Annotated in this window: 22 protein-coding genes and 2 pseudogenes; 10 read left to right on the top strand and 14 right to left on the bottom strand. The window is 63.0% G+C overall.

The features are described 5' to 3' along the window. Positions 1-136: 136 nt before the first annotated feature. A pseudogene (locus FHT70_RS09190) lies at positions 137-463 on the bottom strand (RidA family protein); the annotation flags it as partial. A 446-nt stretch (positions 464-909) separates the two neighbouring features. Here FHT70_RS09190 and FHT70_RS09185 point away from each other — a divergent pair. After that, the gene (locus FHT70_RS09185) at positions 910-1,134 is read left to right on the top strand and encodes an alkylphosphonate utilization protein (RefSeq protein ID WP_183700434.1); all 225 of its coding nucleotides are present in this window, start codon (positions 910-912) and stop codon (positions 1,132-1,134) included. A 38-nt stretch (positions 1,135-1,172) separates the two neighbouring features. Here the strand turns inward: FHT70_RS09185 and FHT70_RS09180 are convergent, their stop codons facing one another. From FHT70_RS09180 to FHT70_RS09170, 3 genes are all read right to left on the bottom strand, one after another. Further along, entirely contained in the window at positions 1,173-1,979 is an 807-nt protein-coding gene (locus FHT70_RS09180; protein ID WP_183700432.1) for a transglutaminase family protein, read from the bottom strand. 144 nt (positions 1,980-2,123) lie between these two features. Continuing rightward, positions 2,124-3,017 carry a transglutaminase family protein gene (locus FHT70_RS09175; protein ID WP_097599347.1) on the bottom strand — a complete coding sequence of 298 codons (894 nt, stop codon included), beginning with the start codon at positions 3,015-3,017 and terminating at the stop codon, positions 2,124-2,126. A 483-nt stretch (positions 3,018-3,500) separates the two neighbouring features. Continuing rightward, positions 3,501-3,659: an entericidin gene (locus FHT70_RS09170; protein ID WP_085778213.1), complete on the bottom strand. Its 159-nt coding sequence runs from the start codon at positions 3,657-3,659 to the stop codon at positions 3,501-3,503. Between the two features lie 545 nt (positions 3,660-4,204). On the opposite strand from FHT70_RS09170, the gene FHT70_RS09165 reads away from it, so the two are divergent. Next, positions 4,205-4,459, top strand: a complete 255-nt coding sequence (locus FHT70_RS09165; protein ID WP_064802691.1) for a GlsB/YeaQ/YmgE family stress response membrane protein — start codon at positions 4,205-4,207, stop codon at positions 4,457-4,459. 72 nt (positions 4,460-4,531) lie between these two features. Here FHT70_RS09165 and FHT70_RS09160 read toward each other — a convergent pair whose 3' ends face one another. Beyond that, positions 4,532-4,813: a hypothetical protein gene (locus tag FHT70_RS09160; protein WP_085780070.1), complete on the bottom strand. Its 282-nt coding sequence runs from the start codon at positions 4,811-4,813 to the stop codon at positions 4,532-4,534. A 209-nt stretch (positions 4,814-5,022) separates the two neighbouring features. Between FHT70_RS09160 and FHT70_RS09155 the strand changes: the two genes are divergently transcribed. From FHT70_RS09155 to glp, 5 genes are read left to right on the top strand one after another with little or no spacing between them, the layout of a single operon-like run. Further along, complete coding sequence (locus FHT70_RS09155) at positions 5,023-6,915, top strand: peptidylprolyl isomerase (RefSeq protein ID WP_183700458.1); 1,893 nt, start codon at positions 5,023-5,025, stop codon at positions 6,913-6,915. An 8-nt stretch (positions 6,916-6,923) separates the two neighbouring features. Then, positions 6,924-7,940: an anthranilate phosphoribosyltransferase gene (gene trpD / locus FHT70_RS09150; protein ID WP_085778215.1), complete on the top strand. Its 1,017-nt coding sequence runs from the start codon at positions 6,924-6,926 to the stop codon at positions 7,938-7,940. A 9-nt stretch (positions 7,941-7,949) separates the two neighbouring features. Then, entirely contained in the window at positions 7,950-8,762 is an 813-nt protein-coding gene (gene trpC / locus FHT70_RS09145; RefSeq protein WP_183700430.1) for an indole-3-glycerol phosphate synthase TrpC, read from the top strand. 1 nt (position 8,763) lies between these two features. Further along, complete coding sequence (moaC, locus tag FHT70_RS09140; RefSeq protein WP_183700428.1) at positions 8,764-9,261, top strand: cyclic pyranopterin monophosphate synthase MoaC; 498 nt, start codon at positions 8,764-8,766, stop codon at positions 9,259-9,261. After that, a complete protein-coding gene (gene glp, locus FHT70_RS09135; RefSeq protein ID WP_183700426.1) occupies positions 9,258-10,481 on the top strand; it encodes a gephyrin-like molybdotransferase Glp in 1,224 nt (407 codons plus the stop codon). The genes moaC and glp overlap by 4 nt, the downstream gene beginning before the upstream one ends. Positions 10,482-10,497: 16 nt before the next feature. Here the strand turns inward: glp and FHT70_RS09130 are convergent, their stop codons facing one another. The 5 genes from FHT70_RS09130 to FHT70_RS09110 form a co-directional block, all read right to left on the bottom strand. After that, positions 10,498-11,157 (bottom strand): 50S ribosomal protein L11 methyltransferase, encoded by a 660-nt coding sequence (locus FHT70_RS09130; protein ID WP_183700456.1) that lies wholly within the window; start codon positions 11,155-11,157, stop codon positions 10,498-10,500. A gap of 42 nt (positions 11,158-11,199) precedes the next feature. Next, positions 11,200-13,146 (bottom strand): DEAD/DEAH box helicase, encoded by a 1,947-nt coding sequence (locus FHT70_RS09125; protein WP_183700424.1) that lies wholly within the window; start codon positions 13,144-13,146, stop codon positions 11,200-11,202. A 98-nt stretch (positions 13,147-13,244) separates the two neighbouring features. After that, entirely contained in the window at positions 13,245-15,101 is a 1,857-nt protein-coding gene (locus FHT70_RS09120; RefSeq protein WP_097599340.1) for an adenylate/guanylate cyclase domain-containing protein, read from the bottom strand. A gap of 5 nt (positions 15,102-15,106) precedes the next feature. Next, on the bottom strand, positions 15,107-15,625 hold the full coding sequence (locus FHT70_RS09115) for a FecR family protein (RefSeq protein WP_183700422.1): 519 nt from the start codon (positions 15,623-15,625) through the stop codon (positions 15,107-15,109). Positions 15,626-15,749: 124 nt separating this feature from the next. Beyond that, on the bottom strand, positions 15,750-16,895 hold the full coding sequence (locus FHT70_RS09110) for a citrate synthase (protein ID WP_183700420.1): 1,146 nt from the start codon (positions 16,893-16,895) through the stop codon (positions 15,750-15,752). A gap of 83 nt (positions 16,896-16,978) precedes the next feature. On the opposite strand from FHT70_RS09110, the gene FHT70_RS09105 reads away from it, so the two are divergent. Beyond that, entirely contained in the window at positions 16,979-18,067 is a 1,089-nt protein-coding gene (locus FHT70_RS09105) for a citrate synthase/methylcitrate synthase (protein WP_097599337.1), read from the top strand. Between the two features lie 59 nt (positions 18,068-18,126). Here FHT70_RS09105 and FHT70_RS09100 read toward each other — a convergent pair whose 3' ends face one another. The 4 genes from FHT70_RS09100 to FHT70_RS09085 form a co-directional block, all read right to left on the bottom strand. After that, positions 18,127-19,755, bottom strand: coding sequence for a CTP synthase (locus FHT70_RS09100; RefSeq protein WP_183700418.1), 1,629 nt, complete (start codon positions 19,753-19,755; stop codon positions 18,127-18,129). Between the two features lie 142 nt (positions 19,756-19,897). Next, positions 19,898-20,431: a preprotein translocase subunit SecG gene (gene secG / locus FHT70_RS09095; RefSeq protein ID WP_097599335.1), complete on the bottom strand. Its 534-nt coding sequence runs from the start codon at positions 20,429-20,431 to the stop codon at positions 19,898-19,900. Between the two features lie 118 nt (positions 20,432-20,549). Beyond that, entirely contained in the window at positions 20,550-21,320 is a 771-nt protein-coding gene (tpiA, locus tag FHT70_RS09090) for a triose-phosphate isomerase (RefSeq protein ID WP_097599334.1), read from the bottom strand. A gap of 127 nt (positions 21,321-21,447) precedes the next feature. Then, positions 21,448-22,347, bottom strand: coding sequence for a phospholipase (locus FHT70_RS09085; RefSeq protein ID WP_097599380.1), 900 nt, complete (start codon positions 22,345-22,347; stop codon positions 21,448-21,450). A gap of 207 nt (positions 22,348-22,554) precedes the next feature. On the opposite strand from FHT70_RS09085, the gene parE reads away from it, so the two are divergent. Together parE and FHT70_RS30250 are read left to right on the top strand one after the other, a co-directional pair. Beyond that, entirely contained in the window at positions 22,555-24,627 is a 2,073-nt protein-coding gene (gene parE / locus FHT70_RS09080; RefSeq protein WP_097599333.1) for a DNA topoisomerase IV subunit B, read from the top strand. Between the two features lie 282 nt (positions 24,628-24,909). Beyond that, positions 24,910-25,092 (top strand): annotated as a pseudogene (locus tag FHT70_RS30250) (esterase-like activity of phytase family protein); the annotation flags it as partial. Positions 25,093-25,168: the final 76 nt, after the last annotated feature.

The raw sequence follows: 25,168 nt of genomic DNA, 5'->3' as shown, positions 1-25,168 counted from the left end.
AGTCTCTCTCCACGGCATCCACACCTCCCGATCAAAATCGAAAAGTGTAACCCATGTCTCCGGTACGAAACGTCACCTATCTCTCAGGTCGGGCAATTTTCTCCATCAGAACTGCCCGGCGGATCAGTCGCAGCCACTATTCAAGCATGACGACCGCTTCGACTTCGAACAGCATCGGATCGATTGCAAGTTTGGGAACAGGGACAAGGGTCTGGGCCGGGAGTGCGTCGCCGAACATGTCTTTGACGTTCCTCGTCAGCACCTCGAGCTTGGACATATCGTGTTCGACCACGAAGACCGTGAGCTTGGCGACCTGATCCGGCCTTGCGCCGAGGCCGCTGCGCAGATTTGCGTAGGTCTGCTTCACCTGGACGGCGAAGTCCGGCGACAAGGCTCCCGAGCTATCCTGGCCACCCTGTCCAGAGATGTAGGCCAACCGGGCGCCGCGGGGGACGATCACCGCCGCCAGTTGACTCGTACAATGTACGAGTTCTGGCCGTGAACTGACAGTGCAACATCGGCTTACGACAACATTGAGTAGATCAGCGCACCGATGGAACCCCAGAAAACAACCGGCGTCAGTATCATCCCCACAACGAAAATCTTGGTCACCGCTAAAACTCCGCAAACTCATGCCACCGCGAAAACCTATTGCGGCGACCGAGGGTTGGGTATCGGCATGAAGTCCGGGTCGGGTCGGACCTTGGTCTCAGTCTCACTCGACGGCGTTTCGATTCACGGGCCCGCCGCCAGCTTTCCTTCTGCAACCCGGCAACCACTCTTCCGCCGCGGTAAGTCAGCCGCGGATCGGGGGCAGGAGAACGACGATCGGACGGGACAGGATGGGGCTCGTGATTGACTCTCCCCTGTCGTCGTGATTTCCCCCTCGCATTATCAAGCGAGGACATCATGGCCGAAGACATTATCGTAAAGGACAGCAACGGAACCCAGCTTCACGACGGCGATTCCGTGACGTTGATCAAAGACCTCAAGGTCAAGGGGACCTCGGAGACGCTGAAGCGTGGAACCTTGGTCAAAGGCATTCGTCTGACCGACAATCCCGGCGAAATCGAGTGCAGCACCAAGCAGGTCAAAGGCCTCGTGCTGAAAACCGAGTTCCTGAAGAAGGCGTAGGATCTACCTGCGGCGGCCCGTGAGTCCATGGCTGCAACTTACGGCACTTCCTCGGTGATCACTTCGAAGCGGGAAAGCATCGCCGGGCCGAAAGCCGTCGACATCGCGACGTCGGTGGCATCCCGGCCTGTCGCCATCAGAATTCTGCCGATACGCGGGGTGTTGTGGCGGGCATCGACCGTATGCCAGTGCCCGCCGAGAAAGACCTCGAACCAGGCACTGAAATCCATTGGATTCGGATCGGCAGGAACGCCGATATCACCGAGATAACCGGTGCAGTATCTGGCAGGAATATTCATGCATCGACAGAGCGCGATGGCGAGATGGGCGAAGTCGCGGCAGACGCCGCTCTTATCGGTGAAGCCGCCATGCGCAGTTCTGAGAACGTCGGCCTTCTGATAATCGAAGGTGATGTGGTCATGCACGAAATCGCAGATCGCCTGCACGCGCGCCCAGCCGAGCGGCGTTGATGAGAAGGTCGCCCAGGCGAAATCCGAAAGCCTGTCTGTGTCGCAGTAACGGCTGCCGAGCAGGAAGACGAGCACCTCGTCGGGCAGATCCTTGATTGCGTGCTGCACTGCCTGTACGGGAACGATGTCGGCTTGCCCCGTGTCATAGATCTCGAACTCGGTGGAAATCGTCGTCAGCCCCGGCGGAGCGACAATCCGGCTGCAGGCATTGCCGAAGCTGTCGGTATATTCCCACGCCTCGATCGGCCGGTCGAATGTCAGGACCTGCTCGCTTAGAAGATCGGCGCGACGGGAGGGATGAATGTTGAGGACCAGCAGCATCGGCGTCGGCTGTATGCATTTATAGCCCAGATGAAACCCGGCGCGTATCTTCATTGTGGCTTCCTCGTCCCTCCCGGCATGGGCGGAGGTGAGTATGGAACGTCGATCGCGCCGCCCGGTTCCCGCGATATGCCTCGCACCTTCCCCGGGCAAAGCACCTTGGCCCAGGCAATTCACCATTGCCCCGCCACTGCATCATTACCCCTCGGCAACCCACGGCTGTCGCGTGGTCACGTTGACCTGAACCGTCATGTTCTCGAAATCTGAGCCCTGCCCGTCGTAACTGCCGCTCAAAGGAACAGCCTGGCGCGGGTCGCGGGCAACGGCCACGCGAATAAGGTCGCGGTTGCCGACGATGCCGTTGGTTGGATCGAACTCGGCCCAGCCGGCCCCGGGAAGATAGACCTGGCACCATGCATGGGTGGAACCGCCGCCGAGCACCGTGGAGCCGTCCCGGTCGGGGACGTAGACATAGCCGGTGACGAACCGCGCCGCGAGGCCTAGCGAGCGTGCCGCCTCCATCATCAGAAGCGCGAAATCCCGGCAGGTGCCGGAGCGAAGGTGCAAGGTCTGCAGCGGCGTTTGCGTTCCATGTTCCTGGCGGCGTGCATAGACAAAGCTTTCGCGAATGGCATAACACAGCGTCATCAGCAGGTGCCCGGTCTCCGTCGGGTGCCCCAGGCGCACGAACTGGCGCGCCCAGCGGCCGACCTCATCGCCCGAATCAGGATAATGGCGCTGCATCGCCGGCGCGAGATCGGCGATTTCGTCCTTGTCGTAGGAGAAAGGATAGGTCAGCGCCGCCTCGTCGATCCGAATGTCCGGGGCGAGCTGCGGCGTATGATCGAGTGTGATCCAGGTTTCGAAACGAAGCTCCACCGACGGCCGGGAAAAATCGACGAGCGCCACGCAATTGCCGAAAACATCGTGGATCCAGCGCACATGACTTTGCTCCGGATAGGTGGTCAGCGACGCCTCGATCAGCCGCTGGTCGAAACTGTCGCGCGGCCGGAACATCAGGCGATGCTCGCCGAAATCGACCTCCCGGCGGTAACGATAGGACGTGATGTGGCGGACGGAGAAAATCGTCATGGGCTGGCGCCGGCTGATTTGTTCACGTTGCTGCTCCTACAGCGCCGCGCGTCTTATCAGACGCCGCAAGCGCCCTGCTCCTTTCCCTGCTCATCCCGATTTCTTGTCATATAAGCAGGTTCGAAAGATTGCTATTGTACCTTCACCGATCGACGGCAGAGCCGTCCAACCTGAGAGGATAACATGCATATCATCTGGGACGTTCTGACGCTTCTGCTGACCATCGGTTCGCTCTATGGCGGTCGCGAATACCGGATTATTCGCGCCCGTGCCCGCGCTCAGAATTGGGGCAACTTCTGACCCGATCCTGACGCGCTGCCGGAACGGTCGCGGCTACGTCGAATGACGTACGGCGGCCCCTTAAGGAAATGCTGTATCAGTCGGGACGGTTTTGGTCCGTCCATTCTCTCTGTTATGCTAAGCCCGCCTCACCCCAGGCGGGCTTTTTTCATGCAAGAGGCTGCGTGTCGCCGGCAGCCGCCATTACTTCTTGGCGCCGGCCGAAAGCACCCGATGGGTCGCATTATCCATTGCGTGGCTCGCCTCCTGTCCATCCTTCTTCAGCCCGTATGCGGTATTGCCGCAGCCGGCGAGCGTAAGCAGGCAGAGGCAGCAGGCGATAGCGATTGCAGCTTTTGGCATCGAGGTTTTCCCTGATTGAACGAACCCCCGGAAAAATGACGCAGTCCGAGCCAAAATCAATCCGCCGGCGGCCGGACATAACTCAGCACCTGCGCCGAATTGATGCATCCGACGGCTCCCTGTTCCGTCGAGAAACGGATTACTTCAGCCAAAACTCTCCGAAACGTAGAATTGCCGGACGGGAATCGAAGGCACATACCATTTATCCGTGTCTTTCAGAATGAAATCCGCGAACAACTGCGGGGTCACGCTTGGAATTTATCATTTTACTTAAATATCTCACTTAACCAATTGTTATTAATAACCTTGCGTAGCACGCGCTTCGGCTTATGCTTTACTCAAAACGGGAGAGGAGAGAATGTTTAGCAAAAGCCTGATCATGCCTTTCGGCTTCGCAATTCTTGCGCTAAGCGGCCTAATGTTCCAACTCGTCGCTTACCTGCTGGAAACCCCGGTCACCGTGCTGCATCCCTAAGTTCCTCCAGGAGTGGAACTTTCCTTTGTTTCATGCATTCTTGCGAGTTGTTTCACCAGGAGGGATCACTATGGAAAACGCAGGCGTGGGTTGGATTGCGGCCATCATCATCGGCGGCATTGCCGGATGGCTGGCAGAAAAGGTCATGAGCAGCAATATGGGCGTGCTCATGAATATATTGCTCGGCATCGTCGGCGCGATTGTCGCCAACTGGATCTTGGGTCTGTTGCACATCCAGCCGTTGGCGGGGTGGCTTGGTTACCTGATCACCGGCTTCATCGGTGCCTGCATTCTGATCTTCATCGGCCGCGCCATCCGCCGCTGATTGCATAACTGGCAGACATGACTAAAAGCCGGGCGCGCCTTGCGTCCGGCTTTTCTGTCCCGAAGTCCGTGTTCAGCGGCGGCTCAGCAGGCCGAAAAGATAGGCTACGCCTGCCGTTACCGCGAGCGCCATGATCGGTTCTTCGCGAACCTTGTCGCGCAGCCGTTCCGTCATCAGCGAAGCTTCGTCCGTAACCACCGACTTTGCCCCCTGCCCCAGCGCCCGCACACTGTCCGTCAATCTGGAGAGATCTTCACGGAGTGCCGTAACCTGTGCCGACAGATCGTCTGCTGCGATATCCGCCTTGACGCGCGCAGCGGTGGATTCGGCGGAAGCGGTTTTCAATTCTGCCATGGTCTGCTCCTGTTTCATGGGATGCCGCTTCAACGAAATGGCGGCCTGAAAGGTTCCGCCGGCAGCCGATCTTTTGTTCGCCATCAACGCCTTGCGGCCATGCGCAGCTTTTCGCGTGACAACCCTTCATTTCCTGTCGGCTTTGTTTTAAGGAACGTCGAATGTCTGCCCGTGCGCGGGTCAATAAATACTGCGAGGTTTGCGTTTCCATGTTCCATCTTCTGAGAAGAGCTGCACAGACCTGGGTTGCCAAGCTGCTCCTGCTTCTCCTGGTGGCCTCCTTCGGCATCTGGGGCATATCGCGCGAGCTGATATCTGGCGGCAGCAGCACCACGGTCGTGACCGTCGGCGATCAGAAGGTGGGGGTGAACGAATTCCACCTTGCCTATCAGCGTCAGGTGGCAAGCATCGGCCAGCAGTTCGGCATGCGCCTCACGCCCGAGCAGGCCCGCGCCTTCGGAGTCGAGCAACGGGTGCTGTCACAGCTCGTTGCCGGCGCTTCGCTCGACCAGCTCGCCGAAGATATGAACCTCGGCCTGTCCGAGGATCGTCTCGCCCAGCTGATTGCCGACGACCCGGCCTTCAAGGCCGTTAACGGCCAGTTCGATCGCGAGCTGTTCGTTTCGCGCCTGCGCAATGCCGGCATTCGCCAGGACGATTACATCAGGGAGCGCAGCAAGGTCGCCGTCCGCAGCCAGATCGTCGATGCCGTTTCCAACGGCTTTACCGCGCCGAAGACGCTGATCGACGCACTGAAGCTTTATGGCGATGAAAGCCGCAGCATAGACTACCTTTTGCTGACCAACGCCAATATCGAGCCGATCAAGGCGCCCGCCGACGACGTGCTGGCGAGCTGGTTCGAAGGCGTCAAGCAACGCTACCGCGCACCGGAATACCGCAAGCTCATCTATCTCAAGCTGCAGCCGGCCGATATCGCCGATGCCGCGACCGTTACCGACGACCAAATCCGCGAAGCTTTCGAGAAGGGTAAGGACAGTTATCGCACGCCGGAAAGCCGGACGATCGAACAGCTGACCTTCACCAGCAAGGATCTCGCCACCGCCGCCGAAACGGCGCTGAAGGGCGGCACCAGCTTCGACCAGCTGGTCACCGACCAGGGCAAGACGGCAAGCGACGTGCTGCTCGGCGAGTTCACCAAGGACAAGGTTCCCGACCAGGCCGTCGCCGATGCCGCTTTTGCGGTGTCGAAGGATGGCGGCACGACGCCTGTCGTCGACGGCTCGTTCGGCCCGGTCATCCTGCGCATCACCAACATCAAGCCGGAAACGGTCAAGAACTTCGACGAGGTGAAGGAAGACATCCGCAAGCAGCTGGCGCTTTCCAACGCTTCTCAGGAAGTGATCAATGTTCATGACCGTATCGAGGATATGCGCGCCGGCGGCGCGACGCTCGAGGATATCGCCGGTCAGCTGAAGCTCAAGGCGGTGACCGTCGACGCCGTCGATGCGACCGGTGCCGACAAGGACGGCAAAGAGGTCAAGGATCTTCCTGCCAAGCAGCAGCTGCTCGGCGAAGCCTTCAAGACCGACGTCGGCGTCGATGCCTCGCCACTTCCGATCGGCAATGACGGCTATGTCTGGTTCAACGTCCGCGAAATCACGCCGGACCGGGACCGCCCGATTGCCGAGGTGCGCGAGAAAGCCGTCGAGGACTGGACAGCAGAGCAGCAGAAGGCCGAACTCGCCAAGAAGGCCGATGAATTGAAGGCCCAGGCGCAAAAGGGCACCGCCCTTGCGGACATTGCAGCGCCGCTCGGCATTGCCGTCGAAAGCAAGAGCGGTATCACACGCTCCACCGATGATCCGGTTCTCGGACGCGCCGCTGTCAAGGCCGCTTTCTCCGGCCCTGTCGATACGATTGCGAGCGCGGTCGGCGCCGATCCCTCGACGCAGATCCTGATGAAGGTCACCGAGGTCAACAGCCAGCCGACCGGCGACGTGCTGAACAACCGCGACGCCCAGCTCACCGCCATGGCCAATGCCGCCGGCGATGATATTCTCGACCAGATGGTCAACCTGCTGCAGACACAGTATGGGGCTTCGATCAACCAGACGCTCGCCGAACAGGCGGCGGTCCGCTAGGAGGTTTTATGACCGATCTGAAGCCGTTCCTGGCCAAGGCCGCAAGCCGCGAGCCGCTGACGCGTGACGAGGCCCGTGCCGCCTTCGAGATCCTGATGTCGGGCCAGGCGACGCCCTCGCAGATCGGCGGCTTCCTGATGGCGCTGCGCGTGCGTGGCGAAACCGTCGACGAGATCGTCGGCGCCGTCAACACCATGCGATCGAAAATGCTGACCGTCGAAGCGCCGGCCGATGCCATCGACATCGTCGGCACCGGCGGCGATGCCAGCGGCACCTATAATATCTCGACGCTGGCTGCACTGATCGTCGCCGGTGCCGGTGTGCCCGTCGCCAAGCACGGCAACCGGGCACTGAGCTCGAAATCGGGCGCAGCAGACAATCTGGCAGCTCTCGGCGTCAACATCGATGTTGGTCCCGAGATCATCACGCGCTGCATCGCGGATGCCGGGGTCGGCTTCATGTTCGCCCAGCTGCATCATTCCGCCATGCGCCACGTCGGCCCCTCGCGCGTCGAACTTGGCACGCGCACCATCTTCAACCTGCTCGGGCCGCTTTCCAACCCAGCCGGCGTCCGCCGCCAGCTGCTTGGCGTCTTCTCGCCGCAATGGCTGGTGCCGCTTGCGGAAGTCATGCGCGATCTCGGTTCCGAATGCGTCTGGGTGGTGCATGGCGATGGCCTCGACGAAATCACCACGACCGGCGTCACCAAGGTGGCGGCGCTCGAAGGCGGCAAGATCCGTACCTTCGAGCTGTCGCCCGCCGATTTCGGCGTCAGCCCCTGCATGCTCGCCGATATCAAGGGCGGTGATGGCGTCGCCAATGCCGCAGCGCTTCGCGAAGTGCTCGGCGGCGCCAGGAATGCCTATCGCGATGTCTCGCTCGCCAATGCCGCCGCTTCGCTCGTCATCGCGGGCAAAGCCGAGACGATCCGCGACGGCATGGCGCTGGCCGCCCATTCGCTTGATAGCGGAGCCACGGCGCTGGCCCTCGACAAACTCATCGCCGTTTCCAACGATATCGATTAGGATTGGCCGATGACCGATATCCTGAAGAAGATCGAACTCTATAAGCGCGAGGAAATCGCCGCCGCCAAAGCCGCGGTGTCGCTCGCCGATTTGAAGGCGATGCAGGCCGATCAGTCAGCGCCTCGCGGATTTCATCGGGCGCTCCTTGCCAAGCGTGAGGCTGGCCAGTTCGGTCTCATTGCCGAGATCAAGAAGGCAAGCCCATCCAAGGGCCTAATCCGCCCGGACTTCGATCCGCCGGCGCTGGCCAAAGCCTATGAAGCCGGCGGCGCCGCCTGCCTTTCCGTGCTGACCGACATGCCGAGCTTTCAGGGCGCACCGGAATTTTTGACGGCGGCCCGTGCTGCCTGCGCGCTGCCCGCCCTGCGCAAGGATTTCATGTTCGAGACCTATCAGGTCCACGAGGCACGCTCCTGGGGTGCCGATTGCATTCTGCTGATCATGGCGTCGCTGAGCGATGACGATGCAGAGCGCCTGCAGGACGAAGCTTTTTCGCTCGGCATGGACGTGCTGGTCGAGGTTCACGACGCGCCGGAAATGGAGCGGGCGCTGAAGCTCTCTTCGCCGCTTATCGGCATCAACAACCGCAACCTGCGGACCTTCGAAGTCAGCCTGACGGCCAGCGAGACGCTTGCCTCCATGGTCCCCGGTGATCGGCTCCTCGTCGGAGAAAGCGGCATCTTCACCCATGCCGATTGCCAGCGCCTGCAGGCCGTCGACATCAATACCTTCCTTGTCGGCGAGAGCCTGATGCGCAAGGACGACGTGGCGGCCGCCACCCGGGCGCTACTCTTCGGCGAAGCCGCCATCGCGGCCGAATGATATGAGCGGCGTGAAGCCCGGCCTCACCCATATCGATCCCTCCGGCGAGGCGCATATGGTCGATGTCTCCGACAAGGCCGAGACGGTGCGCATCGCCACCGCCGAGGGTCATGTGAAGATGGCGCCGGAAACTCTTGCGCTCATCCGTCAGGGCAATGCCAAGAAGGGTGATGTCATCGGCACGGCGCGCCTTGCAGGCATCATGGCGGCAAAACGCACCGCCGATCTCATCCCGCTCTGCCATCCGCTGATGCTGACCAAGGTCACGGTCGAAATCGAGGAAGATGCCGCCCTGCCCGGCCTGCGCGTCACCGCCACCGCCAAGCTGACCGGCAAGACCGGTGTTGAGATGGAGGCGCTGACCGCCGTCTCGGTCGCTTGTCTGACGATCTATGACATGGCCAAGGCCGCCGACAAGGCGATGGAGATCGGCGCCATCAGGCTGCTCGAAAAGTCCGGCGGCAAATCAGGCGATTTCCGTCATCCGGAGGCAAGATGAACCTTCTGCCGGTCGCCGACGCTTTGGACCGCCTGCTCACCCGCGCCAAGCCCGTCGCCGCGTCCGAGACGTTGCCGCTTTCCGAGGCTGAGGGCCGCGTGCTGGCCGTTGATCTCACGGCGCGCCTGACCCAGCCGCCCTTCAATGCCTCGGCCATGGATGGCTACGCATTGCGCAGGGCGGACGCATCGGAGCAAGGCGCTGTGTTGAAAGTCATCGGCACGTCGTCCGCCGGCCACGGCTTCGGGGGAAGCTTGGGCAAGGGAGAGGCCGTGCGTATCTTCACCGGCGCGCCTGTTCCGCCAGGCGCCGACAGCGTCCTGCTGCAGGAGGATGCGGAGAAGATCGACGGCGGCATCAGAACCAGGTTCCCGGTGCGGCTAGGCCAGCATGTGCGCCCCCGCGGTCAGGATTTCGCCGAAGGCGAAGCGGTGCTGCCTGCCGGCACCGTGCTCGATTTCTCCCGGCTGGCGGTCGCGGCCGGCATGAACCGGCCCGATGTCGAGGTTCTCAAGCGCCCGCTGATTGCCATCCTGGCAACCGGCGACGAATTGCTGCCGCCCGGAAGCACGCCCGGACCTTCGCAGATCATCGCCTCCAATACCTTCGGTATCGCAGCCCTGGCCCGCAATGCCGGCGCCGATGTGCTCGATCTCGGCATCGTGCCCGACGACAAGGCAAAAATCACCGCAGCGGTCGATAAGGCCCGGGATGCCAAGGCCGATGTCATCGTCACGCTCGGCGGCGCGTCGGTCGGCGATCATGATCTGGTGCAGGCCACACTGATCGAAGCCGGGATGCAGCTCGATTTCTGGCGCATAGCCATGCGCCCCGGCAAACCGCTGATGGTCGGCAGCTTCGGCGAAACCCATGTGCTCGGCCTGCCCGGCAATCCGGTTTCAAGCCTCGTCTGTTCGCTGCTGTTCCTCGAGCCACTGATTCGCAAGCTCGCCTCCCTGCCGCCGGTACGGCGTGAGACGACGGTGGAGGCTGCCGTCACACTGCGCGCCAATGATCACCGGCAGGACTATATCAGAGCGAAACTTACGAAGTCCGCGGCCGGAAACTGGCTAGCCGAACCGTTCGGCAAGCAGGATTCCTCGATGATGAAGGTGTTCGCGCAAGCCGACTGTCTCATTATCCGTCCGCCGCACGCGCCGGAACTGCCGGCCGGAGCACACTGCCCTGTCATGCTGCTGCGGCCGGATCTTCTCGTATAGTCTCGCCTCTTCCCGATCAGGAGAGCGAAAAAACGCCCGCTTGCACCGGGCTACTGCTGGCAGTCGCGCCGAAGTCCGCAACCGCCTGTGTCGAGATTCGCCTGAGTTCTCGATCCGGCAAATAGGCTCGCTCGGGATCGCCGACCAGCACCTCTATGCCGCTTGCCCGGCAAAGCCGCAAAAAGGCCAATACACGCAGGGCAAGCGAGGGATCGTAGAAAAGATCGCCGACCGCGATCAGATCAGTCGCTTCCGGTGGCGGCGCATCGAGGATATCGGCGGCGACCGCCGAGATGGTCACGCCGTTGATGGCTGCGTTGAGACCGATTGCTGCAATGGCATTGGCATCGACATCGACCGCCATCACCATCGCTGCTCCAGCCTTCGCCGCCGCGATGGCCACCAGCCCGGAGCCGGCGCCGAGATCGAGGACGCGGCGGCCGGCGACCTTTTCCGGGCAGTCGAGCAGATGGCGGGCAAGCACGACGCCGCCGGCCCAGGGATAGGCCCAGTACGGCGGCGTATCGGCCTCTCCGCGGTCGGCGAGCCGCCAGAGGCCGCTCGCAGGCCCGGCCGAGTGGAGCAGGATCTCGGGGATAGACGGGACCGCCGCTATCGGCAGATTGGCCTTGATGAAGGCGGCCGGATCGACACGAAATATGCCGGAGTGTTTCATCGTCATCTGATCCTGCTGGTCAACAATCCTGCGCGATAGAAATCAGCCCGGCTTTTTCTTCGAGAATTTGCCTTTCGCTCCGCCTTTGCCTTCATATTTGCCGCCCTCGAATTTGGGCTTGTCATATCTAGGCTTGTCGGATTTCGCGCCATCGTAGCCGGGCTTGCCGGCCTTTTTGTTCCAAGGCTTGGCGTCGCGCCGTTCCCCACCGCCATTCTCGGCTGCGGCATAACCGGCGCCCGAACCCTTGCCGAACTTTTTCTTCGGCCGTTCGTCACGGAACGCCTCGCCAGGCCGTTCGTCACGGGCCTTGTCGGCATAAGGTTTCGGCGACGACGCGCGGCTGAAATCCGGCGTGCCGGCAAGCCTCGTCACGCGGATACCGCGTTCGAGCGCCTTGTTCGGTCCGATGGCGTTCAGGAAGCTCTCGGCGCTCGCTGCCGCAATCTCCACATAGGTTTCCTCGGGCTGCATCTTGATCGCGCCGATCTCGCGCTTCGTGACGTTGCCGTTGCGGCAGAGCATCGGGATCAGCCAGCGCGGCTCGGCGTTCTGCTTGCGCCCGACCGAGACCGAGAACCAGACGCTCGGGCCGAAATCTTCGCGCGGTCCCTTTTGCGCCGGCTCGAAGGGGGCGGCATTGTCGCGGCGCTTACGGCTGCGATCGTCTTGAACGGTAACCTCGATCAGATCTTCCGGCGCCGAATGATTGGTGCGGTAAAGGCGCAGGAAAGCGGCGGCGAGCTTTTCGGCGCCATGGCTGGAAAGCAGTTGCTGCACCAGTCCCCGCTCTTCCTCCTGCGGCGCGTCGTGGAAGATCGGATCGGCAAGCAGCCGCTCGTCGTCGCGTTCGCTCACCTCCTCGGCCGACGGCGGCCGCGCCCAGGCCGCCGAAATGCCGGCATTCTCCAGCAGGCGTTCCGCCTTGCGCCGGGCATTCAGCGGCACGATCATGGCGCTGATGCCCTTGCGACCGGCCCGGCCGGTGCGGCCGCTGCGATGCAGCAGCGTTTCCGGATTGGTCGGCAGGTCGGCGTGGATGACGAGATCGAGGCCCGGCAGATCGATGCCGCGGGCGGCGACGTCGGTCGCGATGCAGACGCGGGCGCGCCCGTCCCGCATCGCCTGCAGCGCATGGCTGCGTTCGTTCTGCGTCAGTTCGCCGGAGAGCGCCACGACGGAGAAATTGCGGTTGTTGAAGCGCGCGGTCAGGTGATTAACGGCGGCGCGCGTCGAACAGAACACGATCGCGTTGGTCGCCTCGTAATAGCGCAACACGTTGATGATCGCGTTCTCGCGGTCGCTCGGGGCCACGACAAGCGCGCGATATTCGATATCGACATGCTGCTTTTCCTCGGCCGCGGTGCTGATGCGCACGGCGTTGCGCTGGTAGCTCTTGGCGAGCTTGGCAATGGCCGCTGGCACTGTCGCCGAAAACATCAGTGTGCGGCGCTCGTCCGGTGCCGAATCGAGAATGAATTCCAGGTCCTCGCGGAAGCCCAAGTCGAGCATCTCGTCGGCCTCGTCGAGCACGGCGGCCTTCAGCTCCGACATGTCGAGTGCGTGGCGGCGGATATGATCGCAGAGCCGGCCGGGCGTGCCGACGACGATATGGGCGCCGCGTTCGAGCGACCGGCGCTCGCTGCGGATGTCCATGCCGCCGACGCAGCTTGATATCACCGCACCGGTCATCTCATAAAGCCATTCGAGTTCGCGCTTCACCTGCAGGGCAAGCTCGCGCGTCGGCGCGATGACGAGGGCGAGCGGCGCTCCGGCGTTGCCGAAGCGTTCGCTGCCGTCGAGCAGCGTCGGCGCCAGCGCCAATCCGAAGGCGACGGTCTTGCCGGAACCGGTCTGGGCCGAGACGAGTGCGTCCGAAGCGGCAAGCGCCGGATCGAGCATCGCCTGCTGTACCGGGGTAAGTTCGGCGTAACCGCGTTTCTGCAACGCCTTGGCGATCGCCGGAACGACGCCGTTGAATTCTGTCATGAGTTCGATCTTTCGGAGCTTTCAGGCGCGAAATGCGCCATGGCCGGAGCCAGCCGGCGGGATATTTGCGCCGTTCCTAGCCGCTCCCGCAGCGATTGTCAAAGCGTGCGGCTGCGCCACAGCCAGGCATCGATATGGCTTGCCCTGCCGCGCAGTTCGGTTTCCAGCGGCCCTTCGATCCGGCCTGATTTGAGGAGCACGCTGTCCGGGCCTGCGGCGCCGACGATTTCGGCGCTGAGCGCCAGCTCGACGCCATGACGGGCGGCGACCTCCATCAGGCGGCTTCCGACGTTCACCGTATCGCCCGCCGCCGTGATCTGTTGCCTGTCGCCGGTGCCGAGCCGAGAGGCGACGATCGGCCCACAATGAGCGCCAACCTTGAAACCGATGTTCTTCCCGGCAAAGCCCCCCTGCGTCCGAAGCCAGGCGCGGGTGCGCTCGCAGAGCCTGACCGCGCAGGCGATGGCCCGGGCGGCATCGTCGTCGGCGACTTCCGGCAGGCCAAACAGGATCATCGCCCCGTCGCCCATGAAGCTGGTGATGGCTCCGCCTTGGGCCCGTGCCTCCTCATCGATGATTTCGAAGAAACCGCTCAGCATTTCGCTCACCCTGACCGGCCCGAGGGTTTCGCTGAGGCCGGTGAAGCCCGAGAGATCGATGAAGACGACGGCGGCGTTCTGGCGCACCGGGGCGGCGAGGAAGTTCGGATGGCGCGCCAGCCATTCTCCAAGACCGGGCGCCTCGATGCGCTGCAGCAGCGCGCTCTGCTCGGCGAAATGGCGGGCGCGGCCGCGGTCGAGCCAGAGCTCGGCTGCGCCGAAGATCAGCACTGGCGGCAACGCTGCGGCGATCGGCAGGGCGGCACTCAGCCAATAGCCATGCGCAAACGCCGCCAGATTGAGCATTGCCCAGACGACCAGCACCAGCACTATGATTGCATAGCCCGCAGCACTTCGCCGCCAGGCGGTCAGCGAAATCAGCATGATCGCCAGCCCGACGGCGATGGCGGCATCGATCAGCCTGATCCTGTGGTTGCGCACCATGCCGTCGCCAGTGACGAGATGGGTGATGGCGGTCGACATCACCTCGACGCCCGGCATCACGGGATCGAAGGGCGTCGGGAAGACGTCGCCGCCACCGGTGACGGTCGAGCCGATGACGACGATGCGGCCGGTGACCGCGTCCGCCGCAAGCTTGCCGTCAAGCGCATCGGCGGCGCTTGACGTGGCGATGCTGCCGCGCCGGCCATAGAAGGTCACCGGCAGGCGCTGGCCGATATCCGTGGGAATGCGCAATGCTCCGAGCATGATCGCATCGCGTTCGATGCTGGGATCGACACCGAGCGCCACCGAGGCGGCTCGCAGCGGAAAAGCCGGATCCAACCGGTCTGCGGCGCGCGAGATCAGTGGAATGAAACGAGGCGTGCCGGTCTGGTCGGTGGCGACATTGACGACACCGACCGCGGCCGCGCTGGCAAAGCGCGGAAGCGGCAAGAGAAGCTGATCTGCTTCAGGGATGGCGGCAAGCGGATCGTCTGCCAAGTCCGTAACCCGCTGCCGGCTCTGCGCAAAGGTGGCCGCCGCCGCAATCACGCTCGGTCCCTCTCCAAGGGCAGCGGTCAGTGCTGCATCGCCCTCCTCCGGTCCCGGATCGACGAGGAGGATGTCGAGAGCCAGTGCCTTCGGCTTCAAAGCGTTGATTGCATTGACCAGACGCGCCAGTGTCGCCCGGTCGAGCGGATAGCCGTGGGCCGCCGCCGTACGGTCGTCGATTGCGACGATCGAGACGACGGGAGGCGGCGCCTTCGCTCCGACGACGATGCTGCGAATGTCGGCGAGCGAGGCCTCCATCCGGTCGAGAAAGCCTATCCCGCCATTGAGATTGAGATAGCCGAGCGCCGCGCTCCAAAGACCGGCCAGCAGCAGCGCGATCATGGTCAGCAGGCGATGACTCATGGCATTTATTGGCCGAGGCGGGCAAGAAGGGCGGCGACACGGGGCGCGGGCCAGCGGCGCACGACCAGCGGTTCGGTTCCGCTGCTAACATCGACGCCCTCGCCCGGGGACAACACCACTGGCTCGCCGGCAGGCCGGCGGACGGCCACGCTGCCTCTGACGACAAGGACCGAGGTCTTGCCGCCCGCGACGTCGACAGCCCATTGCGTGCCGCGCACGGCAGCGATCGCCTGCGGTGTCACCACCTGGAAACCACCCGCATGCTGGCTGCCGTCGACATCGACGAGGATCGCTTTGCGCCGTAGCGACGCCGAATCGGGACTGCCGTCGCGATTGCGGTCGGAGAGTTGGAAAGACGCGCCGGCCTCCGCCGTCACCTTGACGCCATCAGGGCAACTGAGCGTCTGGCGGGCGCCGCCATCGCGCGAGATCGCGCAGCCCGCAGATTGCGCGAGTACCGCGCCCTGCGGAATGAGGCCGGCAGCGAGCCCGGCGGCAAACAGCTTGAGAAACGTTATATTCATGGAAAGCCCCCGTGACCGGGCGGAACTGCATCTGCGAAAGCGCCCGCCAACCGTCTTCTTCCATACGAGGCATGATAGCCGAATTCGGATATTTCAATAGGCGAAAAAAGCGAACCGCGCATCCTCAAGTGCTGCTCTTCATATCGGGCGCCGGTCCGGTATAACGTGCCCGTGGCCGGATCAATTCGCCGCTTTCGATCTGCTCCATCGCATGCGCGAGCCAGCCGGTGCAGCGTGCAAGCGAAAAAATGACGATCGGCGCCTCTCTCGGCAGATCGAAGGCTGCCGCCATCGCGGCAAGCGCGAAATCGACATTGACCTTTTCCCCGACGATCTCCTCGCCCCTATCCCTGACCTCGGCGAACTCAGGTGGCAGTGAAAATTGCGAAAGCAGCGCCAACGCTCTGATATCTCCGTCCGGATAAAGCGGATGACCGAAGGCGGATAAGCGATTGCCCTGGGCAAGGGTGCGGCGGATTGCCTGCGCCGGACCGAGGGCGCAGGCTGCCTCGATCAATGCATCAACGCTCTGCCAGGCGGCGCCGTGCAGCGGTCCCGTCAGCGTCGCCAAGCCGGAAATTACGGCGGCCGATAGCGCCGCACCCGATGAGGCCGTGACTCGTGCAGCAAAGGCCGAGGCGTTGAGTTCATGATCGGCAAGCAGCACCAACGCGCGACGCAGGCATTCGCCGGCCTCCGGCCGCTGCCAGCTTGCCGCAAGTCTGAGATGCAGCGGCCGGTCCGAAGCGCCTGGTGCCAACGCATCTGCGATCGTGGCGAGAATTCCGTGCGCCTCGCGCCGGAGTGCCGCCGGCGAGCGGCCAAGCGACGGCAGGTCCGATGTCACCCGCCCGGCAAGCGCCAAGAACGCGGCCTGAAGCGATGGAGAGCCATGCGTAGTCGCGGTCGAGGAGGCAGGCGTCTCCGCTCCATTCCACAGCAATGCCGCGGTCTGCTCCAGCGTCGCCGTCTCGGCGAAACCGGCCACATCCTTCCCACGATAGAAAAGGCGTCCGCCCGTCACGGTGGAGATTGCCGAGGAAAGTACGGGATCGCCCCAGCGGATCGTCTCGGCCGCCACTATTTCGGCCTTGCGGCGGCCGGCATGGCGATCTGCAAGCCGCCGGACGTCGGCAGCGTGATAGAGGCTGCGGCGCGGATCGGCGGGATCGGGCTTGGCGCGGATGCGCCCTCGGCTGACATTGGCGTAGAGCGTCTGCGGTTTGGTCTTCAGCGCCTGCAGCGCCTCGTGGGTGGTCAACCACGGCATCACAGCCTCACATTGATCAATTGGGTCAAGATTGACGTCAATAAGACTAGGTCGGATCATTCGAGCCGTAAAGGAGAACCCACATGAAAAACGGCTTGGAAGATGTTATTGCCGCCGAAACGCAGCTGTCGGATGTCGATGGCGAAGCGGGTCGACTGATCATCCGCGGCGTATCGCTGGATCATCTGGTCGCAGGCGGCACCTATGAGCGCGTCGCTGCACTGCTGCTCGACGGGTTGATGGAGCGAAGCTTCGATGAGGCGCTCTTACGCGACTGGCTGGCACAGGCACGAACGAAGGTTTTCGCCCATATCAAAGCCGCCGACGCCGCCTTGATCGCCTTGCCGCCGGTCGATGCGATGCGGGCACTGTTAGCCCGGCTGTCCGATGGCGAGGATTTCGACATCGCGCTCAGCCTTCTGGCAGCGCCGGCGGTCTTCCTGCCGGCGGTTCTCAGGCTGCAGCGCGGGCAGAAACCGATTGCGCCCGACGCCTCGCTGCCACAAGCGGCCGATATCCTGCGCATGCTGATCGGACGATTGCCGACCAGGGAGCAGACGGCGGCACTCGACGCCTATCTCGTGACGATATCAGATCATGGGCTCAACGCCTCGACCTTCGCATCGCGGGTCATCGCCTCGACGCAGTCTGGCCTCACCTCTTCGGTTCTGGCGGCGTTGAGCGCGCTGAAGGGGCCGCTGCATGGCGGCGCGCCCGGTCCCGTCCTCGATATGCTGGATGCGGTGGGAACGCCGGATAATGCCGGCACATGGCTCGCCGATGCACTCGATCGCGGCGAAAGACTGATGGGCTTCGGCCACCGCATCTACCGCGTCCGCGATCCCCGCGCCGATGCGCTGAAAGGCGCGCTGACGCCTTTGATCTCGTCAGGCCAGGTCGACAGCGCCCGCGTCGAACTCGCCGAGGCGGTGGAAGCCGCCGCATTGGCGATCCTGAAAGCGCGCAAGCCCAACCGGCGGCTCGAGGTCAATGTCGAATTCTATACCGCGCTGCTGCTCGAAGCGCTGGGCTTCCCGCGCCAGGCCTTCACCGGCGTCTTTGCGATCGGCCGCACTGTGGGGTGGCTGGCGCATGCTCGCGAACAGGCGCTCGACGGCCGGCTGATCCGCCCGCGTTCGGTCTATATCGGGCCGCTGCCGACCGCTGCCTGAAAATAGAATGGCTGATTGACGAGATCGCGCGATAGCCGCGCGATCTGGCGCCGCAGTCATCAGACGAGACGGCTCTGCTCGGTTGCTGCTTCGATGAAGCTTGCAAACAGCGGATGCGGATCGAGCGGCCGGCTCTTCAGTTCGGGATGGTATTGCACGCCGATGAACCAGGGATGATCGGGATATTCGATCGTCTCCGGCAGCACGCCATCCGGCGACATGCCGGAGAAGACGAGGCCGCAGCTCTCGAGCCGGTCCTTGTAGTCGATATTGACCTCGTACCGGTGGCGATGACGCTCGGAAATATCCGTCGAGCCGTAGATCTCCGAGATCTTCGTGCCCTTCTTCAGCGCCGCCTTGTAGGCGCCGAGGCGCATGGTGCCGCCGAGATCGCCGGCCGCCGTGCGCTTCTGCAGCTCGTTGCCCTTGACCCACTCTGTCATCAGGCCGACCACCGGCTCCTTCGTCGGGCCGAACTCGGTCGACGACGCGTCCGGCACATCAGCGAGATTGCGCGCCGCCTCGATGACGGCCATCTGCATGCCGAAGCAGATGCCGAAATAAGGCACCTTGCGCTCGCGGGCGAAGCGCGCCGCATGGATCTTGCCCTCGGAGCCGCGTTCGCCGAAGCCACCGGGCACGAGGATGCCGTGCACCTTTTCGAGATAAGGTGCGGGATCTTCCTTTTCGAAGACCTCCGACTCGATCCATTCGAGCTTGACCTTGACCCGATTGGCGATGCCGCCGTGATGCAGCGCCTCGATCAGCGACTTATAGGCATCCTTCAGACCGGTATATTTGCCGACGATCGCGATCGTCACCTCGCCTTCCGGCGTACGGATGCGGTTGCAGACCTCTTCCCACTGGTCGAGGCGCGGCTTCGGCGCCGGCTCGATGCCGAAAGCCGCGAGCACTTCGTCGTCGAGGCCTTCCTTGTGGTAGGCCATCGGCACGTCGTAGATGTTGCCCACATCGAGCGCCTGGATGACGGCAGAGGGACGCACGTTGCAGAACAGCGAGAGCTTGCGGCGCTCGGCTTCCGGAATTTCGCGGTCGGCGCGCACCAGCAGGATATCGGGGTGAATGCCAAGCGCCTGCAGTTCCTTCACCGAATGCTGGGTCGGCTTGGTCTTGAGCTCGCCGGCGGCCGGAATGTAAGGCATCAGCGTCAGATGCACGTAGACGGCGGTGCCGCGCGGCAGGTCGTTGCCGAGCTGGCGGATTGCCTCCATGAAGGGCATCGCCTCGATGTCGCCGACCGTGCCGCCGATCTCGCAGATGACGAAGTCGTAATCCTTATTGCCCTCGGTGACGAAATCCTTGATCTCGTTGGTGACGTGCGGAATGACCTGCACCGTCGCGCCGAGATAGTCGCCGCGCCGTTCCTTGTCGATGATGTTCTTGTAGATGCGGCCGGTGGTGATGTTGTCCGTCTTGGTCGCCGAACGGCCCGTGAAGCGCTCGTAGTGGCCAAGATCGAGATCGGTTTCCGCGCCGTCGTCGGTGACGAAGACCTCGCCGTGCTGGGTCGGGCTCATCGTGCCCGGGTCCACGTTCAGATAGGGGTCGAGCTTGCGAAGCCGTACCCGATATCCACGGGCCTGCAGCAACGCTCCGAGAGCCGCGGCCGCAATTCCTTTTCCGAGAGAGGAAACCACGCCGCCAGTGATGAATACGTATCGCGCCATGGGATTCACCGGATACCTTTTCAAAAACGATTCCACCAGCCCAAAAATTCTTTTCCAGAATTTTCGGAGCCTGACCGGGAATCTGCACAAAAGAAAACCGGCAGACCCGAGGGCCTGCCGGCGGTTTATGTCGAAGCCCGGTTTACTGTCCCGTCGGGACGCCGGAGGGCTGAGCCGGTGCCGGCGTGGCCGGGGCTGCGGGCGTTGCCGGCGCAGTCGTCGATGGGGCAGTTGCTGCCGGAGCAGTCGTCGAAGGCGCGGTGGCTGCCGGAGCCTCTGCTGCGGGAGCTTGCGCGGCCGGAGCCTGTTGTGCGGGCGCAGCCGCACCGCTGCTCGGAACGCCGTTGCCGGCCGGCTGGTTCGCCGGGGGCTGTGTGCCGCCGCCGAGCGAATCGAGAATGCCGTTGCCCTGGCCGCTCGTCGCGGGGATGCGGTTGAGGATGTCGCTCGGACGGCCCTCGTAGCGCGTCAATATGCCGAGACCGAGCGAGGTGAGGAAGAACAGGGTCGCCAGGATCGCGGTTGTGCGGGTCAGCGCATTGGCCGTGCCGCGGGCCGACATGAAGCCCGAACCGCCGCCGATGCCGAGGCCGCCGCCTTCCGAGCGCTGGATGAGCACGACGCCGACGAGGGCGAGCACGATCATGAGATGGATGACAATCAATACTGTCTGCATGGGTCCAGTCCTGCCCGCCTGGAGACGGACATAAGTAAGAATTCTGGCGGCTCTTTACATGAGGCTCTCGCCTATTCCAAGCCCTTCTGCCGGAATAAACCGAGCTATGAACAACGCGTCAGGCGAGCAGCGCCTCATAAGCCCGGTAGATGGCGAGGAAGTCGGCGGCTTTCAAGCTCGCTCCACCGATCAGCGCGCCGTCGACGTTGGCGATGCCCAGCAGTTCTCCGGCATTGGCGGGTTTAACCGAGCCGCCATAGAGAAGCCGCATCTTGCGGCCTTCATCGCCGAAGCGAGAGACGAGCTCCGCACGCATGAAGGCATGCGCCTTTTCGACATCGCCTGATGTCGGCGTGACCCCGGTGCCGATCGCCCAGATCGGCTCGTACGCGATGACTGTGTTCTCGGCGGTTGCGGCATCGGGAACCGAGGCGGAAAGCTGGCGCTTGATGACGTCGAGCTCCTGCCCGGCCCGGCGCTCGGCCGCCGTCTCGCCGATGCAGATGATCGCTGTGAGCGCGGCGGCGAAAGCCGCTTCCGCCTTGGCGCGCACCAGATGGTCCGTCTCTGCATGGTCGGTGCGACGTTCGGAATGGCCGACGATCACGTAGGTGCCGAAGCTATCGGCGATCATCTCGGCCGAGATGTCGCCGGTATGCGCGCCCGACGGCTTCTGGTGGCAGTCCTGCGCGCCGATCGCAAGCGGGCTGTCGGTGCAGAGCGCGGTTGCCACGTAGAGCAGCGTCGTCGGCGGGCAGATCAGCGCCTCGACCTTGTCGGCGAGCGGCGGGCGAACGCCCTCGGCGATCGCCTTGATCTGATCGAGCGAGGCACGCGTGCCGTTCATTTTCCAGTTTCCCGCCACCAGCGGGCGCACGTCAGGTGTCATGCCGGCCTTCCACAAACTTCATATCCCCGGCCGCATTATCAAAAGCTTGCGGCAAAGAAAAGCATCATGCCCCTGACGTAACGGGAATCTCCGCGATCTCGAGCATATTTCTGCCGGAAAACGCCCGTTAAGCCGCAAGGATCCAGTTCAAGACCCTGCGCCAGTCGATCATCCGGATCGGCGTTCCGTGATTGCCGGTCTGAAACAGCGTGAAGTGCGTCGGATATTTCGCCTTTCGCAGGCTCTCGAACAGCGCCTGCTGGTCGGCGGCGGCATAGACCGGGTCGCGGCTGCCATGCGCGAACCAGAGCGGTAGTTTCGCCTTGTAAAACGCGCTCCTGGTGAAATCGGGATCGGTGACACCGCTCATGACGAGCATGCCCTTCAGCCGCTTGACGCTGTCGCCGTCACGCGCAATGCCCCAGCAAATCTGGCTGCCCATCGAGGCGCAGGAAAGGACGATGGGCCGGCCCGGTGATTGCGCGCTGGCATAACGGATCAGGCCTTCGATCGCGGCAACGCCGTTGCTGTCGAAACTCCTGACTGTCGGCGAATAATAGACGCCGCCATTACCGGCGACGAGGTTCTTCAGCCGGTTGAAATTGCCGCCGAAGCTGTAATCATTGGCCCCGAGCCGGCGGTCGCCATCGCGTCCGTGGATGAAAATCACCGTGAAGGCAGCATTCTGGGCTGGTCCCACCCTGGTGACATCGAGCCTGACGCCGTCGAGTGAGAGGGTTTCGTCCGCCTGGGCCTTGCGGATGGCGAGAGACACATATTTCTGCTGCGCCCGCTTCTCCGGGATCTGGTCGCGGTCGTTGATATCGCGCATCTCGTCGTAATCGATAACCTCGGAGGCGCCGTCGTCGGCGCTCTGCAGCACTGCCTGCTTCGAGAACAGTTCGTCCTTGAAGGGTGCCAGCGCATCAGCTGCCCGCGCCGGCCCGCCGGAAGTCAGCAGCGCGGCGGCCAGCAAAAAGGCCGCAATTGTGGTGATAACGGTGCAATCACTTGTGGACATTCGCATGCGGATGGTTTCCTGAAGCCTGCCGCCGCTTGCCATTCCGCGCCCGGCAACGCAAATCAATTTGGGAAAGCCGCCAAACCGGCGGTGTCGCGTATAGCGGTGCTTTCTGGCAGAATCTGCCTGATTCGCAAACGTGAGATGAAATGCGGTGATTTTGGGTCGGCGGCGGATGCCCACCCAAGACAGGATGAAGATCTGAACGGCTCCATGGACGACAGCAACGACCTTTTTTCCGGACTGCCCCTTTCTGAAAAGCGCGAGGAGGCGCAGAAGCCTGCCGGCGTGGCCGATCGTGCGCCTGTGGCTGCGTCGCCCGCCTCTCCTCGCCCTGCCCCTGCGGCCTCGAACGCGGATGACTATGGCGCCTCGTCGATCCGCGTTCTCGAGGGCCTCGAGCCGGTGCGCATGCGCCCGGGCATGTATATCGGCGGCACCGACGAAAAGGCGCTGCATCACCTCTTCGCCGAAGTCATCGACAATGCGATGGACGAAGCGGTCGCCGGACACGCCAATTTCATCGAAGTGCATCTCGATTTGCAGGGTTATCTGACCGTCACCGACAACGGCCGCGGTATTCCGGTCGAGAACCATCCGCAGGTCCCGGGCAAGTCGACGCTCGAAGTCATCATGACCAAACTGCATGCCGGCGGCAAATTCGACGGCAAGGCCTACGAGACCTCGGGCGGCCTGCACGGCGTCGGAGTCTCGGTCGTCAATGCCCTCTCCGACTTCCTCGAAGTCGAGGTAGCGCGAAACCGCAAGCTCTACCGCCAGCGCTTTTCCCGCGGCCTGCCGCAAGGCGGGCTCGAAGAACTGGGCGACGTCCACAATCGACGCGGCACGCGCGTGCGCTTCCATCCCGACCCCCAGATCTTTGGGGAGCACATGAAGTTCGAAGCCGCCCGCGTCTTTCGCATGGCGCGCTCCAAGGCCTACCTCTTCGGCGGCGTCGAGATCCGCTGGAGCTGCGAGCCTGGCGTACTGCCCGAAGGGTCGGAGGTGCCCGACAAGGCGACATTCCATTTCCCCGGCGGTCTCAAGGACTATCTCCAGGCGACGATGGGAAAGGAATTCACCGTCACCCGCGAAATCTTCGCCGGCAAGACCGAGAAGGCCAGCGGCCACGGTTCGATGGAATGGGCGATCACCTGGTATGGAGGCGATCCGCAGGTGCATTCCTACTGCAACACCATCCCGACCCCCGAAGGCGGCACGCATGAGGCAGGCCTGCGCATCGCACTGACCAAGGGCCTGAAGGCCTATGCCGAGCTGACGCAGAACAAGCGCGCGGCCCAGATCACCACCGACGACGTGATGATCTCGGCCGTCGGCATGCTGTCGGTCTTCATCCGCGAGCCGGAATTCGTCGGCCAGACCAAGGACAAGCTTGCGACGGTCGAGGCCCAGCGCATCGTCGAGAACGCGCTGCGCGATCCCTTCGACCACTATCTTGCCGACAATCCGAACGAGGCGGCCAAGCTGCTCGACTGGGTGATCGAGCGCGCCGAGGAGCGCCTGCGCCGGCGCAAGGAAAAGGAAGTCAACCGCAAGACGGCGGTGCGCAAGCTGCGCCTGCCCGGCAAGCTCGCCGATTGCTCTCAGAATACCGCAGAGGGCGCCGAACTCTTCATCGTCGAGGGCGATTCGGCGGGCGGTTCGGCCAAGCAGGCGCGCAACCGCGCCAATCAGGCGATCCTTCCGCTGCGCGGCAAGATCCTCAACGTCGCCAGCGCCGGCCGCGAGAAGTTCGGCGCCAACCAGCAGCTCGCCGATCTTATCCAGGCGCTCGGCTGCGGCACGCGCTCGAAATACCGTCAGGAAGATCTGCGCTACGAGCGCATCATCGTCATGACCGATGCCGATGTCGACGGCGCTCACATTGCCTCGCTGCTCATCACTTTCTTTTATCAGGAAATGCCGGAATTGGTGCGTGGCGGTCATCTCTTCCTCGCCGTGCCGCCGCTCTACAAGATCACGCAAGGAGCGAAATCCGCCTATGCGCGCGACGATAATCATCGCGCCGAGCTGATGCAGACGGAATTCAAGGGCAAGGCCAAAGTGGAGATCAGCCGTTTCAAAGGTCTCGGCGAAATGATGCCCGCCCAGCTCAAGGAAACCACCATGGACCCGGCCAAGCGCACCCTGCTCCGGGTGCTGATCGACGAGGTGGATTTCGAAGGCACCCGCAGCGCCGTCGACGATCTGATGGGCACCAAGCCGGAAGCCCGCTTCCGCTTCATCCAGGAGCGCGCGGCCTTCGCCGAAAACCTCGATATTTAAACACGTGTAAGGCGCGCCGAGCGATCTGACTGATACGCCCGGCGCGCCGCATTTTAGCATCAGCGATTTCACGGAACTGACGAAGAACCGTAACAACTCCGTCAAAGAACCGGCGCATGAAGCGGACGGCGCGCGACCTTTCCAGGAAATGGTGGGTGCGTCGGTTCGAATCGTTTTCAACCTTGCCGGATCTTGCCATGACGAAGCGATTTGCCGCGACTGCCGTTTTCGTTCTCCTGTCCAGCACCGCAACGGTCGGCGCCACCTACGAAGTGCCTGCCCCGCGAGAGCCAGGTTCTCGATCTGACGCCAATCGGTCTCGTCCCGTACAACATCGGGGCGATGTCGCTCGGCAAGGCCCGGGACGGTACCGACGTTCTCATCCTCAGCTCCGAGAATAATTTCTCGACAAGCCAGAAGTCGCAATTCTACGCCTTCAAGGTTCTCCGCCGGTCGCAACAGTAAGATACGCTTTCGAATGGTCGAACTGCGACGCTTTGTATGGGCTTTCACCGTGGGCACCTTGAAACCGCCGGGTTCA

The sequence above is a fragment of the Rhizobium sp. BK049 genome (genome assembly GCF_014193135.1).
Lineage (GTDB): Bacteria > Pseudomonadota > Alphaproteobacteria > Rhizobiales > Rhizobiaceae > Rhizobium.
This window is presented reverse-complemented; position numbering and strand designations above follow the sequence as displayed.